16 protein-coding genes and 1 pseudogene are annotated in these 16238 nt (G+C 36.6%); 10 read left to right on the forward strand and 7 right to left on the reverse strand.

All coding sequences use genetic code 11. The features are described from left to right. Nucleotides 1-193: 193 nt before the first annotated feature. The gene (locus NYE28_RS02670; RefSeq protein ID WP_342490281.1) at nt 194-1429 is read right to left on the reverse strand and encodes a toll/interleukin-1 receptor domain-containing protein; all 1236 of its coding nucleotides are present in this window, start codon (nt 1427-1429) and stop codon (nt 194-196) included. Nucleotides 1430-2449: 1020 nt separating this feature from the next. Next, nucleotides 2450-3424 carry an NAD(P)-dependent alcohol dehydrogenase gene (locus NYE28_RS02675; RefSeq protein WP_012116887.1) on the reverse strand — a complete coding sequence of 325 codons (975 nt, stop codon included), beginning with the start codon at nt 3422-3424 and terminating at the stop codon, nt 2450-2452. 177 nt (nt 3425-3601) lie between these two features. On the opposite strand from NYE28_RS02675, the gene NYE28_RS02680 reads away from it, so the two are divergent. After that, complete coding sequence (locus tag NYE28_RS02680) at nt 3602-3937, forward strand: helix-turn-helix domain-containing protein (protein ID WP_012116888.1); 336 nt, start codon at nt 3602-3604, stop codon at nt 3935-3937. 542 nt (nt 3938-4479) lie between these two features. Here the strand turns inward: NYE28_RS02680 and NYE28_RS02685 are convergent. After that, entirely contained in the window at nt 4480-5508 is a 1029-nt protein-coding gene (locus tag NYE28_RS02685; RefSeq protein ID WP_337681248.1) for a fatty acid desaturase, read from the reverse strand. Between the two features lie 721 nt (nt 5509-6229). Between NYE28_RS02685 and cspC the strand changes: the two genes are divergently transcribed. Then, nucleotides 6230-6433, forward strand: a complete 204-nt coding sequence (gene cspC / locus NYE28_RS02690) for a cold shock protein CspC (RefSeq protein ID WP_003156143.1) — start codon at nt 6230-6232, stop codon at nt 6431-6433. Nucleotides 6434-7096: 663 nt separating this feature from the next. On the opposite strand, the gene NYE28_RS02695 is transcribed toward cspC, so the two are convergent. Further along, nucleotides 7097-7558, reverse strand: coding sequence for a CarD family transcriptional regulator (locus NYE28_RS02695; protein WP_059368304.1), 462 nt, complete (start codon nt 7556-7558; stop codon nt 7097-7099). Nucleotides 7559-8161: 603 nt separating this feature from the next. Between NYE28_RS02695 and NYE28_RS02700 the strand changes: the two genes are divergently transcribed. From NYE28_RS02700 to NYE28_RS02735, 8 genes and pseudogenes are all read left to right on the forward strand, one after another. Continuing rightward, nucleotides 8162-8422: a metal-sensitive transcriptional regulator gene (locus NYE28_RS02700; RefSeq protein ID WP_003156141.1), complete on the forward strand. Its 261-nt coding sequence runs from the start codon at nt 8162-8164 to the stop codon at nt 8420-8422. A 160-nt stretch (nt 8423-8582) separates the two neighbouring features. Further along, nucleotides 8583-9065: a DsrE/DsrF/DrsH-like family protein gene (locus tag NYE28_RS02705; protein WP_012116892.1), complete on the forward strand. Its 483-nt coding sequence runs from the start codon at nt 8583-8585 to the stop codon at nt 9063-9065. Between the two features lie 44 nt (nt 9066-9109). Next, nucleotides 9110-9478 (forward strand): rhodanese-like domain-containing protein, encoded by a 369-nt coding sequence (locus NYE28_RS02710; RefSeq protein ID WP_025284291.1) that lies wholly within the window; start codon nt 9110-9112, stop codon nt 9476-9478. A 65-nt stretch (nt 9479-9543) separates the two neighbouring features. After that, nucleotides 9544-10113, forward strand: coding sequence for a sulfurtransferase TusA family protein (locus tag NYE28_RS02715; RefSeq protein ID WP_025284292.1), 570 nt, complete (start codon nt 9544-9546; stop codon nt 10111-10113). Beyond that, nucleotides 10079-11243 (forward strand): annotated as a pseudogene (locus NYE28_RS02720) (MBL fold metallo-hydrolase). The gene NYE28_RS02715 and the pseudogene NYE28_RS02720 overlap by 35 nt, the downstream one beginning before the upstream one ends. 33 nt (nt 11244-11276) lie before the next feature. Then, complete coding sequence (locus NYE28_RS02725; protein WP_012116896.1) at nt 11277-11504, forward strand: sulfurtransferase TusA family protein; 228 nt, start codon at nt 11277-11279, stop codon at nt 11502-11504. A gap of 59 nt (nt 11505-11563) precedes the next feature. Further along, the gene (locus NYE28_RS02730; protein ID WP_337681250.1) at nt 11564-12340 is read left to right on the forward strand and encodes a sulfite exporter TauE/SafE family protein; all 777 of its coding nucleotides are present in this window, start codon (nt 11564-11566) and stop codon (nt 12338-12340) included. A 699-nt stretch (nt 12341-13039) separates the two neighbouring features. Then, nucleotides 13040-13720, forward strand: coding sequence for an amino acid racemase (locus tag NYE28_RS02735; protein WP_094031530.1), 681 nt, complete (start codon nt 13040-13042; stop codon nt 13718-13720). Between the two features lie 106 nt (nt 13721-13826). Here the strand turns inward: NYE28_RS02735 and NYE28_RS02740 are convergent, their stop codons facing one another. The 3 genes from NYE28_RS02740 to cotR all read right to left on the reverse strand — a co-directional run bounded on the left by NYE28_RS02740 (nt 13827) and on the right by cotR (nt 16032). Beyond that, nucleotides 13827-14396: a DUF2812 domain-containing protein gene (locus tag NYE28_RS02740; protein WP_025284296.1), complete on the reverse strand. Its 570-nt coding sequence runs from the start codon at nt 14394-14396 to the stop codon at nt 13827-13829. Beyond that, nucleotides 14383-14700: a helix-turn-helix transcriptional regulator gene (locus tag NYE28_RS02745; RefSeq protein ID WP_015239232.1), complete on the reverse strand. Its 318-nt coding sequence runs from the start codon at nt 14698-14700 to the stop codon at nt 14383-14385. Before NYE28_RS02745 ends, NYE28_RS02740 begins: the two co-directional genes overlap by 14 nt. A gap of 366 nt (nt 14701-15066) precedes the next feature. Continuing rightward, a complete protein-coding gene (cotR, locus tag NYE28_RS02750) occupies nt 15067-16032 on the reverse strand; it encodes a sporulation hydrolase CotR (RefSeq protein ID WP_326365180.1) in 966 nt (321 codons plus the stop codon). Nucleotides 16033-16238: the final 206 nt, after the last annotated feature.

Raw genomic sequence — 16238 nt, forward strand, 5'->3', positions numbered from 1 at the left:
CTGAATTTAGGAGTAAATTAGAGGTACTTAAATAGCAAACCTTCATTGGTAGTGGTGGTATTGAGGAGGCCTTCACTCATTTACATGAGCATAAGCAAATCAATTGAGATAAATATCGCATAAGATAAAGTTGTTGTTAAGCGAACATAGAAAAAGAGCATATATTAAAAATTTGCTCTTTTTCATGTCTAACTTAATTTTTAAGATTCCAATCATTATAAGCGTGACTTAATGTACTAGAAAGTATGTTTTCAATTCTACCGAACCATATAATTAAATCATCAATTGAAAAAGATTTATCATATTCATCAAGGACTTCTTTGACAAAATGAAATAAGGGGTTTTTTTCGCCTAAGAACTTAAGACATTCAATGTAGGTGCTTTGCCTTATTGTTAACGCATTTGAATGTAGTTCATTTAAGTCGGTTTCATTTTTTAGTTGTTTATTATTTACGCACTCTAAAATATCTCTAAGTTTACCATTCTTATAACAAAAATGGTAATCAGAAGGAACTTTAGGTAAAAGGATAGGTTCTTGTGGACCATAATAATAAACGGGATAATCACATTGTTGTTCTTTTTGAATAACTTTAGCTATATCAATAATTGTAGTTGCATCTCTTAGATCCCTAACTAAGTTTAAAGGCGCTTGACACCATAGCCAATCAGCTTTTGGGATTGAAAGTTTTCTAAACTGAACTTCCATATTTCTATCCCAGTCTCTATAGTATGAATCGTGATAATGTGTACCGTGCTGCCACTCTCCATTGTAATTGAAATAATGTACAGTTATTGCCCAAGAGTCATGTGTTTGATATGTTATGTCTTTCAATAATAAAAATCCCCTTGGGAGTAACCAAATTATTCTCTCGCTATTACTTTTATCAAAGACAATATCATAATCATCATTTCTCTCGTTACTACTTTTGAAGTCTGGCTTACTTCCTCTTTTTGGGGGAGTTAGCCTTGGCTCATCCCAAATAAGATGTATTAAATCTTCATACTGTTTTTCAAAATCTCCTTTTTCTAAAATCGGTAAAACCAATCTTGACTTTATAAAATCAGGTAAGAGCAACTGGTTATCGACTGATGATTCCATTGCAATAGGAATGAATTTATCTTGTTTAGTGTCTTCGTAAATCTCGGGTGTAAGTATAATGGTTTCTGACCCTACTCCTCCAACTCTATTATTTGCTTTTTCACAGTAAGTTTTATCGCAAATTACTATTACCTTGTCAGCTTGTCTTATACTCTCTTCCATAAATTTATATCTATCATGTCCAATTTTTAAGTGCCACCTGTCTAAAATGACTTCAACTCCAGATTTAGCCTCTAATCTATTAGCTAAATCAAGTACCCATTGTTTATGAGCCTCAGAAGACCAACTGTAAGATATAAAAACCTTTGGTACCTTGACATCTTTCTCCATATAAACCTCCTAATAGGAACTTTTTATCTAAATATACCATATTTATTCTTTTCACGGTGCTAAGGATCTGATTTCTTTAAGGGCATTATGTTTAGAAGGATGTTTTTGAACTTTAAATAAGCTTCAGGTTGCTTTTCAATAGCATCTTTTTTTATGTATGTCACTCTCATGGCATGCCTAGGCAGTATAACCCTTTTTAGAAGTAAAGAAGTTAAGGTATTTTTTGCTCACCAATTATTAACCGCAATCTTACAACCTGTTATCCCTTTTCAATATCGGTAATGTACCGAAACGATATATCATTTATGGAAAGCGAATTTGAGAAAATGCAGAATATTAAAGATTAGGCTGACGAAATTTTCGTCAGCCTTTTTAATAAGAAGAAAGAAATTAAAACTCTAATCAATACACATGAAAAAGTTATAGTGATTGTTATTTTGGCTCACCATTTTTTAACCATAATTCATATAAACGTATATAATGATGACAAATGAAAATAGGAAATGTAATGAAAATAAGCTTTCATAATCAGTGATACGGATTTACAATGTTGAGGGCCTAGTGGGTGAATAACCCGTGGAGGTTCAAGTCCTCTCGGCCGCATACCAATAATACCAAGGGTTTGACCACCTTTGGTATTATTTTTTTGTGCGGAAAATACAGCTATGGGAGAAGACTTGCTTACCAAAACTTTCTAGGTTGAGGGCTTAGTGAGGTTAAACCCGTGGAGGTTCGACTCCTCTCAACCGCATATATGAAGTAATCCAAAAGACCAAACTCACAAGAGTATTGGTCTTTTTTATTAATTGAAATTACAGATTTTCCACTATACCTTTTTTCGGTTATTCATACTATTCTTGGTACTGGTGAAAAGACGATCTATATTATAGCGGCTAAAGTACTGAATGCATCAGCAAATTGAGTTGATCTCAATCCATCTAAAGCCCCGCCTAATAACGCCGCAAATGGAGCAACGCCTTTTACAAGAAATGAGCGTCCATTTTATCCTGAAATGATGGTTTATTTTTTATCAAGTAAATTTATGATACGTTTTCCTCGTCCACCTCCAGCTTCTAAGGAATGATGAGCTTTGGCAACATCAGATAAAAAATAAATGCTATCAATAACTGGTCTGACCTTGTTGGAATCTACATAAGATGCTAATTCTTTTAGAAGTTCATTTTTGGGATTTGCGCTGAATGTGCGAACTCTACGAGAACCGAAAGTAGTTGAAGCTAATATATATATGAAGGACGAAAAACTAGGAAATCCAATAGTAACCATTCTACCGTTCTTTGCAAGCAAGCGCCTATAATGTTTGAGGTCAGTTCCCACTGTGTCCATGACTACATCAAACTTTTTAAGATCAGTAGGAGATGTTTTTTTATAATCAAATACTTCGTCTGCACCTAGCTCTTGAAGAAAAGTAAGATGTTTTTCGTTTGCAAGAGCAGTTACATGAGCACCCAACATTTTGCCAATTTGAATCGCAATGCTTCCGACTCCTCCACTTGCACCACGTACAAGTAACTTTTCGCCTTTTCTAAGTTTCGTTTTATATTTTAAGGCAATAATTGCAGTAACACCTACACCAGGCAATGCCGCGGCTTGTAAGAGATCAACCTTTGTAGGAATTTTAGATATTTTCTCAGGTGATATAGCTACATATTCAGCGGCACTACCAATTTGGCTCCTTAAATTCATTGGAAGAACTCCCCACACTCTATCACCTAATTGATAATTTTTTACGTTCGATCCTACCTCAACAACCTCACCAGAAAAGTCTGCCCCTGTTCCTTTTGGGAATTGATTACCCGTTAATAGTTTCAGCTTGCCTGATCGAAATAGCGTATCCATAGAGTTTACACTCGACCCATGTACACGAATGAGTACTTCTCCAGTTTCTATAACAGGTTTTGATATAGAATCTTCAAAAAGAACATTCGGTGATCCATATTTAGTATATTGTGCAGCACGCATCTTTTCACTTTTCATTTACTCACTCCATCTCCTTGAAAAAGTATAAACTTGAAGGGTTTTATGATCAATTTAGCTCTCTAATACATGGGTGACAGGGTTTACATATTTGATTATAATAAATGGAAAAGATTTAACAAGTACTCAATATAAACTGACTAAGTAAGGAAAAACTGACTAAGGAGTGGATAAAATATGACTGAAAGTGAGCTAAATAAAGCGATAGCTCCAGCAAGTTATGCATTAAATATATTAGCGGGAAAATGGAATTTAAAAATCTTAGCTGTACTATGTAGTTACAATGATATTCGATATAATGAGTTAAAGCGTAAAGTGTATGGAATTACAGGAACAATGCTCAATCAATCATTAAAGGACCTGATTGAATACGGAATTGTTCAACGAGTTCAGTATAATGAAGTTCCATCAAGAGTAGAATATTCATTGACTAGGGCAGGACTAGAGCTGAACCCTATATTTGAACAACTTCTTTTATGGGGCGAAAACCAATTAGAAAAATCAAAGTCATAATAAAATGAATATACAAAGAAAACGATGATCACGAGTAGAATAACAAAATAAAAATTAATTGTAAATAAATGTTTTTTTATTTGTAGAAGAGATTGGCGAATTCATTTCAATTATAAACTGATAGAAGTATGAACAAGGTGATTCAAAAACGAACGTTTTGACAATATTAATATGATTGTTCGATATTATAATAATGATTATTCTTTGGAGGGTTTCCGAGTGGTGAAGTATTAGGGAATTTTAAGTCTTCAAGATGGCTGATAAAGTAATAAAAACGAGTAAATGTGTGCAATGGATATAAGTAAATGAAGGATATAACATGGATGCACCCAATTGAGGGCCCAGCGGGTGAATAACCCGTGGGTTCAAGTCCTCTCGGCCGCATCTCAATGATACAAAGGGTTTTGACACCTTTGGTATTTTTTTGTTGTAAGTGCATGTGGCATTAAAAAAGTGCTGACCTCTGCACAAAATCTTTGCGCGAGTCTGCACTTTTATTATGCAAAATACACTGCCCATTATCATCGATTATGGGAGTTTATTTAATCCGTTCTTAGCCGAGCTGATACCTGACTTTTAGAAGTTTTTTTTAAGTGGGTAAAACCAACAAATTTTTTGCCTTCTTCATCCCATAGGCGGAACTTTAACGACTTAATACTTGTTGCCAGTGTGATGGTCGGAACGTTTTGCAATGGTTCAGTGTTGTTATGCACGATTTCAAGCTTATAGTTTGGGACTCTTGGGCTTAAATGATGAACATGATGGAAACCGATATTGCCTGTTAACCATTGCATGACTTTTGGAAGCTTATAAAAAGAGCTTCCTTCAACGGCTGCTTTTACATATTCCCAATGCTCATCTTCTTCGAAATATGAATCCTCAAACGTATGCTGAATATAAAACATCCAAATTCCGAGGGATCCCGATATCATAAAAATTGGCGTCTGGACCAGCAGAAAGGTTTGCCAGCCGATAGCCCAACATAAAAGTGCTGCCAAAGCGACGATCCCCAGGTTCGTTACATATGTATTCATCCGTTCTTTGCGTTTTGCCCCTTTACGATTAAAACGATTGGTAATCCCGAAGACGTAAATCGGTCCGATAATAAACATAACAAACGGATTTCTGTACAAACGGTACATTGTTTTTGTCTTAGTTGAGGCTTCTTTATATTCCTCAACAGTCAGTACCCAAATATCGCCCGTACCGCGTTTGTCCAGGTTGCTGCTTGTCGCATGATGGACAGAATGATCGTGTGCCCAATGATCAAACGGATGCAGAGTCAGAATTCCTGTAATTGTTCCAAGGATTCGATTCGCCTTTCGGTTCTTAAAAAAGGAATAGTGGCAGCAATCATGAAAGATGATGAAGGTTCTTACTAAAAAACCTGCTGCAACGACAGAAATGGCTAATGTAAGGAAATAAGAAATGGACAAGCTCTTATATGCCAAATACCATAGCAGGAACAATGGCACCAATGTGTTAATGATTTGACATATACTTTTTTGTAAATCGGACTTTTCATAGGGTGTAACCAGTTTTCTCAAAGTCCTTAGGTTTTGTTCATTCATTTTTTAAAAATTTCCCCTTCCCTGATGTTCTTCTATGTATCGAAAACGTTTGTCTTTGAAGTCACACCGTCATACACCATAGATGATAAGTATCTTTCCCATTCGTTTGTGAAATTATTGGAAATGAGATACTTTTTTCCAGGTCGATTAAATCTTTATTAGCAGAACCAGCCGGAATTCAAAAGGTGTATGAAGATTATACCCAGCTCTTTATCGGGCCAAACTCTCTCCATGCTCCCCAATGTGAATCGGTTTATTTAGACCGTAAACTTTGATTGTTTGAGGAACAAACATGACAAGTTAATACCGTTAAAATAGAGGTATACCTGAGTGATCGTTTGGAAACATCTGCAGAAACAAAGCTGTACCAGTGAACAGCCAAGAATATCTTGTACTTGAACAAGAAACAGCTGAGCCTTTTAAAGAAATCTTTAACAATCAATATGAAGTACTGGGTTTGAAGACACTCGTGATTCATTTTCACGGTGTTTTCAAACCATAGCTATTAATAGGCATCTTATTTTGCACTGGTATCGACAGGTTTAACAAATAAAACATGAATGAACACATTATTAATTTGCAGTTATTTCCGTTTCGTGCTATGATAAAGGAGAATTATTTTTGTTCGTGTAAAGGATAGTATGAATATCGACTTTTCGTCTTGATGATACTTTGGGCAAGGATAGTAATACAATGTGTAACACACTAGGAGGCAACAAAAATGGAACAAGGTACAGTTAAATGGTTTAATGCAGAAAAAGGTTTTGGATTTATCGAACGTGAAAATGGAGACGATGTATTCGTACACTTTTCTGCAATCCAAAGTGACGGATTCAAATCTTTAGACGAAGGTCAAAAAGTAACGTTTGACGTTGAGCAAGGTGCTCGTGGAGCTCAAGCTGCTAACGTTCAAAAAACTGCTTAATCTTCAATCGTTTATACAAACAGGCTCTTTATATAGGGCCTGTTTTTTTATGTTCTCTGTATCATACTGAATAAAAAAACCCTACTCAACGTTCGAGTAGGGACAGTTGCTACAAGGTAAGAAAAAGGTTTAAAACCTCAAAGGATTGTTTACAGTATAACATACCGGATTGACGATATGTGGAATATATATAAATGATTTGTTTTTATGTTCTCAAGATAACTGTATGTTATTCTTTGTTACAATTCGCATATCTCTTTTACGAAAAGAAGATAACCAACTGCTATTCACTGTGGAAGCAGATGTAAGAAATTCTTAAAGATAAAGAGGGGAGTGGTTGTTTTTTCTTCTGGAAATAATCACTTAGACCTAAAACAATGAAAGCCCTGCCTCTCTTCCATCCTTACGGCTCCTTGTCCGTGCCAGTGTGAATCAGGATTACAAAAATCAAGTGACTATTTCATCGAGTTTTTTGATAAAACATCAAATGTTCGTTGAAGAAATTTTTAATAATAAAAACAGATTAGATTGTAGGAATAATAAAAGAGGTTAATGTTCTAAAAGTAAGTTGAAGAAGTTAAGCGTCTTCGAAATATTTTAATCGTAATATTCCGAAAACTCGTGGGTGCTTTTTGGAATGCAAAACATTATTTAAAATTAACCTTAGCAGAAACTTTTCATTTGTTTTTCAGTGATTCCTTTAATGACTTCCAGTTCACTAATCAAAAATTCATATGCATGATCCAACATTTTTTTTTCGCTTGAATTAAGTGCTTTTTCTTTCTTCATTCGCATTAAATCACGTACAACTTCAGCGCCTTCTTGTATTTCACCCGTTTTTATTTTGTTCGTGTTTACTATATACCTTTGCTTCCACGGCAGTAACTTATCTGATTCTCCATGCTGAAAAATGTGTATAATGTGTTTTAATGCACGTATATCAGTAACTGGCCGTATATTTGAACTCAATATTTTACGCGTTGGAATCATAACTGTCATATTACTGATTGACATTCTTATGACATAATACTGTTGTTTTTCCTCTAAGAATTGTTTTTCTTCTATGGCTTCAATTGTACCTGCTCCGTGCATTGGATAAACAATGTTATCGCCAATTTGAAACATATAATCCACCTCCATATATGGGAACTTAACTTAAGGTTATCATATATGGAGTGAGATATCAAATTTTTAATGATAACATGGTCATTTATTTGTGTCAATAATTTTTTTTTAAAAAAACAACATCAAAACAAGAGGGAACCTGTGGGATTCCCAAAAAAGGAAAGATCAATTGGTCCGTGTATATCTTGGAATCTCGACTAATTAACAGAGATCAGTTTTTCGTTGAAAATGAGTTATTAAATCTCCTTTAGGAGTTCATGACTTGACATCAATGACAGCAATTGAATCCTAGGTTTGTTTACTTTTTTACTTTTTCGATGTCTTCTTCTCCTCAAGGATACCAATCATACAATTAAGAGCATGTTAAGTAAATATGGAGACTTCTTGTGATTAATCTTTTGGGTTTAACGTAAAACAGGTGGGTACTAATATTAACTCTTTATAATCATTCTCATGCCGTCTTGAAAATTGACAGTATACCTGTAAGGGTATAATATTGATTCACAAACATTATCTAGTTAATAATGTAGTGTGATAAAGCATAGTATGAAGTGATAGTTGATAACATGCAAATATATAAATTTCAAAGAAGGAGTTCAACGCATGGAATATGATCAAAAGATTAAAAATCGCTTACGCCGGATAGAAGGACAGATAAAAGGTGTATTGACCATGATGGAACAAGGAAAAGATTGCAGAGAGGTTGTGACCCAACTAGCTGCTTCACGTAATGCGATCGATCGAGCAATGGGTTTGATTGTGAGCACAAACCTTGAACATTGTGTTCGTGAAAGTTTAGAAAAGGGAGAAGACACACAACACTTAGTAAAAGAAGCGGTCGACTTATTGGTAAAGAGCCGATAAAAAAATTCATCAACCTATCATCTTTAAGGTTGACGGATTTTTATATTTATTATAATATACCCCTACCGGTATTTTGGATTGAATAATAGGAGATCTTTCGAAAAAAATTTTAATTCTAATATACCCCCAGGGGTAATAGTGGTTAGTCAGGAGAATAAACATGACAAAACAAACAAAACGCACAACAATTGTTTTATTTAGCGGCGAATATGACAAAGCAATGGCAGCCTATATTATTGCAAATGGTGCAGCTGCCTACGATCATGAAGTGACGATCTTCCATACGTTTTGGGGATTAAACGCTTTACGTAAAGAAGAGCTGATTCCAGTGAAAAAAGAATTTCTTGAAAAAATGTTTGGAAAGATGATGCCTCGCGGTGCTGATAAGATGGGTTTATCTAAAATGAACTTTGCAGGTATGGGCCCTAAAATGATTAAAAATGTGATGAAAAAGCATAATGCACTTACGTTGCCTCAGTTGATTGAGATGGCTCAAGAACAAGGTGTAAAGCTCGTAGCTTGTACGATGACAATGGATCTTCTTGGTTTACAGGAAAAAGAACTATTAGATGATATCGACTATGCTGGTGTAGCTGCTTATTTGGCAGATGCTGAAGAAGGCAATGTCAACTTATTTATCTAATGTTATCCATTGCAAATTGAATAAGTGAAGGGGGTTATAACACTATGAATAGCGGAGTAATGTTCAATACTTTACTCATTTTATTTTTACTTTGGATCGTATTTCGACGTTTTTTCCCATTGCATGGTGTTAAACAAATAACAACTGCTGATTTAAAGTCAGAGCTGAAAAATAAAGACAAACAGTTTATAGATGTACGAACACCTTATGAGTTCCGCACAAGGCATATTAAAGGGTTCAAAAATATTCCTTTGTCTATCTTGCCTCGTCAAACTCATCAGCTTTCGAAAGACAAAGACGTCTTTGTGATCTGCCAAAGCGGAATGAGAAGTGTAAAGGCAAGTAAAATATTGAAGAAACAAGGGTTTAAAAATATCACAAATATAAAAGGTGGTATGAATACATGGTATTAACATCCAGAGAGTAACTTTTTGCATATTTATATACCCCCACCCCTATATAAGAAAAGGAGGAAAAAATCGTGAAAGCAAATATTGTATTAGACGCTAAAGGCTTGTCATGCCCAATGCCTATCGTAAAAACAAAGAAGAAAATAAAAGAATTAAAAGCTGGTGACATATTAGAAATTCAAGCAACAGATAAAGGATCGGCGGCAGATCTGCAAGCATGGGCAAAAAGCTCAGGCCATGAATATCTAGGTACTGAAACAGAGGGAGAAGTCCTTTGTCACTTTCTTCGAAAAGGAGGAGAGCATTCATCAGAAAATGCATCTTCAATTCCTGAGATTTCATTAGAAGCTTTCACACAGAAAGTGGATCGTGATGAGTCTCTTCACATTTTAGATGTACGAGAGATAGAGGAGTATGAAGAAGCCCATATCCCCGGAGCGGTGCATATCCCTCTTGGCGAAGTGGAAAAGCGCTCTAACGAATTAAACAAAAATGATGAAATTTATATTATTTGCCATTCAGGAAGAAGAAGTGAAATGGCAGCTCACACCATGAAAAAACAAGGTTTTAAAAAGGTTATTAATGTTATTCCCGGTATGCGGGATTGGACAGGTAAAACAGAAAAAGGAGGTATGTAAACATGACCGTGCAAGCACTTACCGCAAAAGAAGTCACACAAAAAATCTTTCACAAAGAATCTTTATTTATTTTGGATGTACGTAATGAAAATGATTTTAGCGATTGGAAGATTGAAGGACATTATTTTGACCATTTAAATGTACCGTATTTCGATCTTTTAGATGGCGTAGAAGATATCTTGGAGAAAATTCCTTCTGATAAAGAAGTGCTGGTCGTTTGTGCAAAAGAAGGTTCATCTGTCATGGTATCCGAAATGCTTTCTGAAGCAGGTCATTCTGTATCCTATCTTAAGGGCGGAATGAAAGCATGGAGCGAACATTTAGAGCCGGTAAAAGTCGGGGATTTAAAAGATGGCGGTGAGATGTATCAGTTTGTTCGTATCGGTAAAGGCTGCCTGTCATACATGGTCATCTCCAATGGTGAAGCAGCGATTATTGATGCGACACGTATGGCAGATATTTTTATAGACTTTGCGAAAGAGAAGGGCGCGGAGATTACTCACGTATTTGATACACATCTTCACGCAGACCATATTTCAGGCGGCAGAGTCATAGCTGAAAAAACAAAAGCAACCTACTGGTTACCACCGAAGGATGCAGAAGAAGCGGTATTTGATTATCAGCCGCTGGAAGAAGGCAACGATATTGTCATTGGAAACACAAAGATTGGCATTCAACCGATTTATTCACCGGGGCACACGATTGGTTCCACTTCTTTCATTGTCGATGATCAGTATCTTCTTTCAGGTGATATCTTGTTTATTGATTCAATTGGCAGGCCAGACTTAGCCGGTATGGCAGAAGATTGGGCAGGAGATTTAAGAACAACGCTTTATAGCCGTTACAACGCGTTATCACAGGATTTAATTGTATTACCGGCACACTTTATGATCATTGACGAGCTAAATGAGAATGGAAGTGTTGGTAAAAAACTACGCACATTATTTAGCGAGAACCATGGTTTGAACATTGCGGATGAAACACAATTTAGACACTTAGTAACAGATCATTTGCCTCCGCAGCCAAATGCATACCAAGAGATTCGAGAAACAAACATGGGGAAAATCAGCCCGGATGAAGAAAAACAGCGTGAAATGGAGATTGGTCCAAACCGCTGTGCAATACGGTAACACAAGTTTCTATTAAAAAGAGGAGAGACGAACATGAAATCAGATAAAGTATTAGACGCAAAAGGCCTGGCATGCCCAATGCCAATCGTCAGAACAAAGAAAGCGATGAATGAACTGGAATCAGGTCAAATATTAGAAGTGCATGCAACAGATAAGGGAGCTAAAAGTGATCTTGCAGCTTGGTCTAAATCAGGCGGGCATGACCTTTTAGAGCAAACTGATGAAGGCGATGTATTGAAATTCTGGATTAAAAAAGGCTAATGAATGTGAAAGGGTATCGAATACAAAGATGCCCTTTTTCTTTGAAAGGAGGAACCAAAATGGATATTGCCTTTATCACAACTCTTTTCATTATAGGGTTTATTGGTGCCTTTATTTCCGGAATGATAGGTATTGGCGGAACAGTTATTAATTATCCAATGTTATTATACATTCCTTCTTTAGTGGGAGTGATGTCATTAACTGCCCATGAAGTTTCAGGGATAGGGGCTATTCAAGTTTTCTTTGCGACACTTGGCGGTGTTTGGGCTTATCGTAAAAGTGGTTTTTTAAATAAAGCATTAATTATGTACATGGGAAGCAGCATCCTTTTAGGGAGTGTATTGGGGAGTTACTTTTCTCATTATATATCTGAAAAAGGAATTAACTTTATATACGGAATTCTGGCTATACTAGCAGTTATTTTAATGTTTAAACCTAAAAAAGGACAAGAACATAGCGAAGACGAAGAAGTGATATTTAATAAATGGTTGGCTTCGTCCCTAGCGTTTATCATTGGTGGCGTATCAGGTATTTTAGGAGCTGGCGGCGCCTTTATCCTAGTCCCCATTATGTTATCGATTTTAAATATCCCTGTTAGAATCACAGTCGCTTCATCTCTTGCGATTACATTTCTTTCATCTATTGGCGCAACAGTTGGAAAAGTAATCACGGGCCAGGTTCTTTTTGCACCGGCTCTGGTTCTTATGATTGCTAGTTTAATTGCTTCTCCTATTGGCGCATCTGTTGGGCAAAAAGTAAATACAAAATTCCTGCAATGGATTTTAGCGTTATTAATAAGTGCGACAGCTATTAAAATTTGGTTAGAGCTCCTTTGATATGAGTCAGCGGGTAAAATGAAAGATTAAAAGATTCATCACTCCTTGGTTTCTTATTCATGTTATAACACTTGCTCACGTTCAATAAATGTTTCAAGTGCTTGATGAAATTCTTTTTGATAATGGCGACTTGGGCAAGTCTTGACTATGGTACCGTGAAAAACATTTGACTTTGTTGCGTCCAGTGTTTTATATAGGACAGCGTTATGGGACATAAACCTGTACGTTTTAAAACGAAGATGGTGATTTTAACAAACATGGCACCCAAGACATGTCATGTAACTTTCTGGTGATGAAAAAAACGACTCCATTTTTAATCCACAATATGAATAAATCTTTGTAAAATAACATGATCAATATAAACAAACACTAATATATAAAGGTTTTGTAATAGAAAGCACAGTTTCACTTTATTGAGGGCCCAGCGGGTGAATAACCCATGGAGGTTCAAGTCCTCTCGGCCGCATCACAATGATACCAAGGGTTCTGACACTTTTGGTATTTTTTGTTTTCAGCTGCCCCGTTACTTAAAGCAAGTCGTCTGGTTTGCCAGCTATCTTTTAAAGTCCTTTTTTCGATTAATGAAATGATAAAATAGGAGAAGACAGCCAAAAAGAAATGAGAGCAGATTCAGATGCGTAACACAAGAATAACTCATCGTGATCGTATTCGTACACATTTTTACAGAGGAGGACAATTATGATTGGAATACTGGCAGGAATGGGGCCAAAATCTACTGGGCCATTTGTAGATAAGGTAGTAGACGAGTGCCAAAAAATATATGGAGCAATACATGACATGGATTTCCCTCATATGATGATTTATTCTTGTCCGACTCCTTTCTATATGAATAAACCTCTCAATCATACGGACATGGAAAAGGCAATTATTGAGGGGGCTGTAAAGCTTGAAAAAACGGGTGTTGATTTTATTGCAATCCCATGTAATACCGCACATATCTATTTTAATCAAATAAAAAAATCGCTTTCAGTCCCTTTACTAAACATGATTGATGAAACCATAAAAAAAATACCTAAAGGCTCCAAAAAAGCAGCTCTTTTAGCCACTGTTCCTACGGTTCAATCTGGAATATTTCAAGAAGCGTTAAACAGAGAAGGTTATGATTTTTTACATCAAGATAGTTGGCAAATCTATGTCGATCACATAATAGAAAAGATTAAACAAGGTAAAATCAATGAGGCTCGTACATTATATGATGAATTACACCGTGAATTAGCAGAAAAGGTTGATACGGTTATCATTGCATGTACGGATTTAAATATGGTCACGGATCAAAAAAGCAGCGAACTTACCTTTGTTGATTCATCAGCCTGTCTTGCTCAAGCCATTGTAAATAAGTATGTATTATTAACAAAATAAGCCGTCTGATTTATCAGCAAATTCAGGGCGCTTTTTTTCCGTTAAAGCGCCCGGCTTCGGCAAATACATGATCCTCGATTACTTCTTTGAATGTAACTTCCCCGCGTTATTGTTCTTTTAACATTGAATACTTTCGATACGCTTTATAGAAACTGCAGCCAAATAGAACAGCCATAAGGGCGGGAAGCGACCTCAAAAGGGCAAATGGAGTTTCAAATAAAAATGCTTTCCAAAACATTGCGCTTTCCATACTCCACAGACCTTCAGTTAAATACAAACCTGAATCCTTGTAAATCAAATAAGAATAAAACAAGCACAGTAAACCAAAACAAGATGAAAAACTCATTAGTCTTTTATAATAATTACTCTTTGATTGGCGATCCGAGAAGATTTCATTTTGATCATCATCTTCTTTTTGCCAATATCGAGTTCCGCTAAGCCATGGGCTGTTTATATAACTCCAGCCGAAGTCTTCATAGATCTCTTTGTAGTCTTTGAACTTTTTCTTTGATAAATAATCTTGATAATCCAGTCGCATCACATATTTTTTGTCGGTTTTTTCGAAAGTGTATATTCCTAATCCGCTGATATTTGTACAGCGATAGCCTTTTTGTAGGTGCTCGTTCAGCCATTGCTCCTCTTTTTCAATATCAAAAAACATCTTAAATGTCTTCATTCGATTCACTTCCTTCGTGCAGGGATAAAATATGAAGTAATCTGTTTTGTTCCATTTTCAAAATGGCGCTTCCTTCCGCAGTTATCATATAAACTTTTCTCCGGCCCGATTCTCCGACAGGTTCAATCCAGCCATGCTTATTCAAGTTTTCAATCGCGCCGTATAATGTGCCGGCTGCTAAAATAACAGTTCCGTTACTCATCTTTTCGATCTTCTGCATGGCGGCATAGCCATGAAGCGGCTCCCGCAGAGCTAATAAAATATAATGCATGGTTTCAGACAGCGGTAATAATTTATGTTTCATATCCTCATCCTCTATTCAGTCTGACTATATAGTTAAACTTAATACAGTTCAACTGAATAGTCAATGGTCTTTTCAAAATTTGTCAAAGGAACTTGAAAATCAAATCTAAAAAGTCGCTTTTCTTACGTAATGGGAAGCGACTACTGAGTAGTCCTATTCAATTAAATGGCCCGATTGTTGGATGTAATGCTTAACTTCAGTGCTTGAAATGCCGGGTGGTAATAAGCTAAGCTTTCACTTTATCGAATGCCCAGCGTATAAACACCCCGTAAAGGTCCAAACCCTCTCGGCTGCATTAAAAATACCAAGGGTGTTGAGTCCCTTGGTATTTTTTGTTCATTGAATTATTATAAACTTCTAACTTAGTTAATGGCTGTCGTTCCAATTTTTCTCTATAAATGTATTCACAGGCTGTAAGTTGGTTTTGTTCGCAATTTCAATGACAGCGGGAACCACGGAAGGGTCTGTTTTGGAGAAGTTAGGAATCCGCGGATCTAACCGGAAAAAGCGATCTCCCAGCAGATTCGCGCTGACCATAGATTCATAGTAGCCATTTCCGCCGGAGATCATCTGAAGAAATGGCAGTAATGGTTCATTAGGCGACCTGTCCAAAAGGACTCCCCAATTTGGAGGAAGGTTCTTCAGATTTTCGGGACGTATGTTATCCGCACTCACCATTCCCCATCCCCTCGTATCTCTTCTTAACCGAGTCGGGGCTTCACCTGTACCGATGGATAGTGCCGCAATTTGATCCAGTGGCACGTTGGCTTTACCAACCGCAAACGCGATACTGGCCGTACTGGGGTTCGTTGCCACTACATATCCGTCCACGTAGTTTTGATAGGCTCGCTGCGTCGCGGGAGCACCGCTGCTCCGCAGTATGACATCACTCACTTTCTCATTTAAATAGGGAGAGCCGGGAAAGTTGTGAAATAATACGGGCGTCCAACGATCCAGTGCTGGGGAGTATAATTTGAATGAAGGGACAACAATTCGTTTTCTTACATCTTTAAGACGAAGGCCTGGCGGGAAAAAGTTTCGTACCGCTTTAATAAAACCGGAATATGGTAATTGTTGATTGAAAACAGGTCCGCCCGGCCGCGAAGTGCTGAATGCGGGCAGGATTTCATCCTCAAAATACTGAAGTGTTTCCTTCGGAGATCTTCCGCTTGCTAATGCAAGGGCAGTAAATGAACCGATTGAATTTCCCGCAAATACATGGGTTCGGCTTATTAATGCTGGATTTTCTTCAGTCAGTCTGTTCAATAGCTGTAAACTTAAAGCACCTAAGGTACCGCCCCCGTCAAAGGTCATGATCCGATACTTTGCCAAAGCTGATTTCTCCTTTCTGATGAAAACTATCATTCAGTATATGTTCAACCAGAGTCTATTGTATGGATGAATGAATATCTCATACCATAAAAATTGCTCAATTTATCAATCTAACGGGGTGGGAAAGAAAATATTTTTAAGTTTAAGAGGCGGATCATGAAGGTATTCCATGGGAAGAAGGAGAATAGGTTATAAAAATAAAAGGG

This window comes from Bacillus sp. FSL R5-0443 (genome assembly GCF_038608285.1).
GTDB classification, from domain to species: Bacteria; Bacillota; Bacilli; order Bacillales; family Bacillaceae; genus Bacillus; species Bacillus velezensis.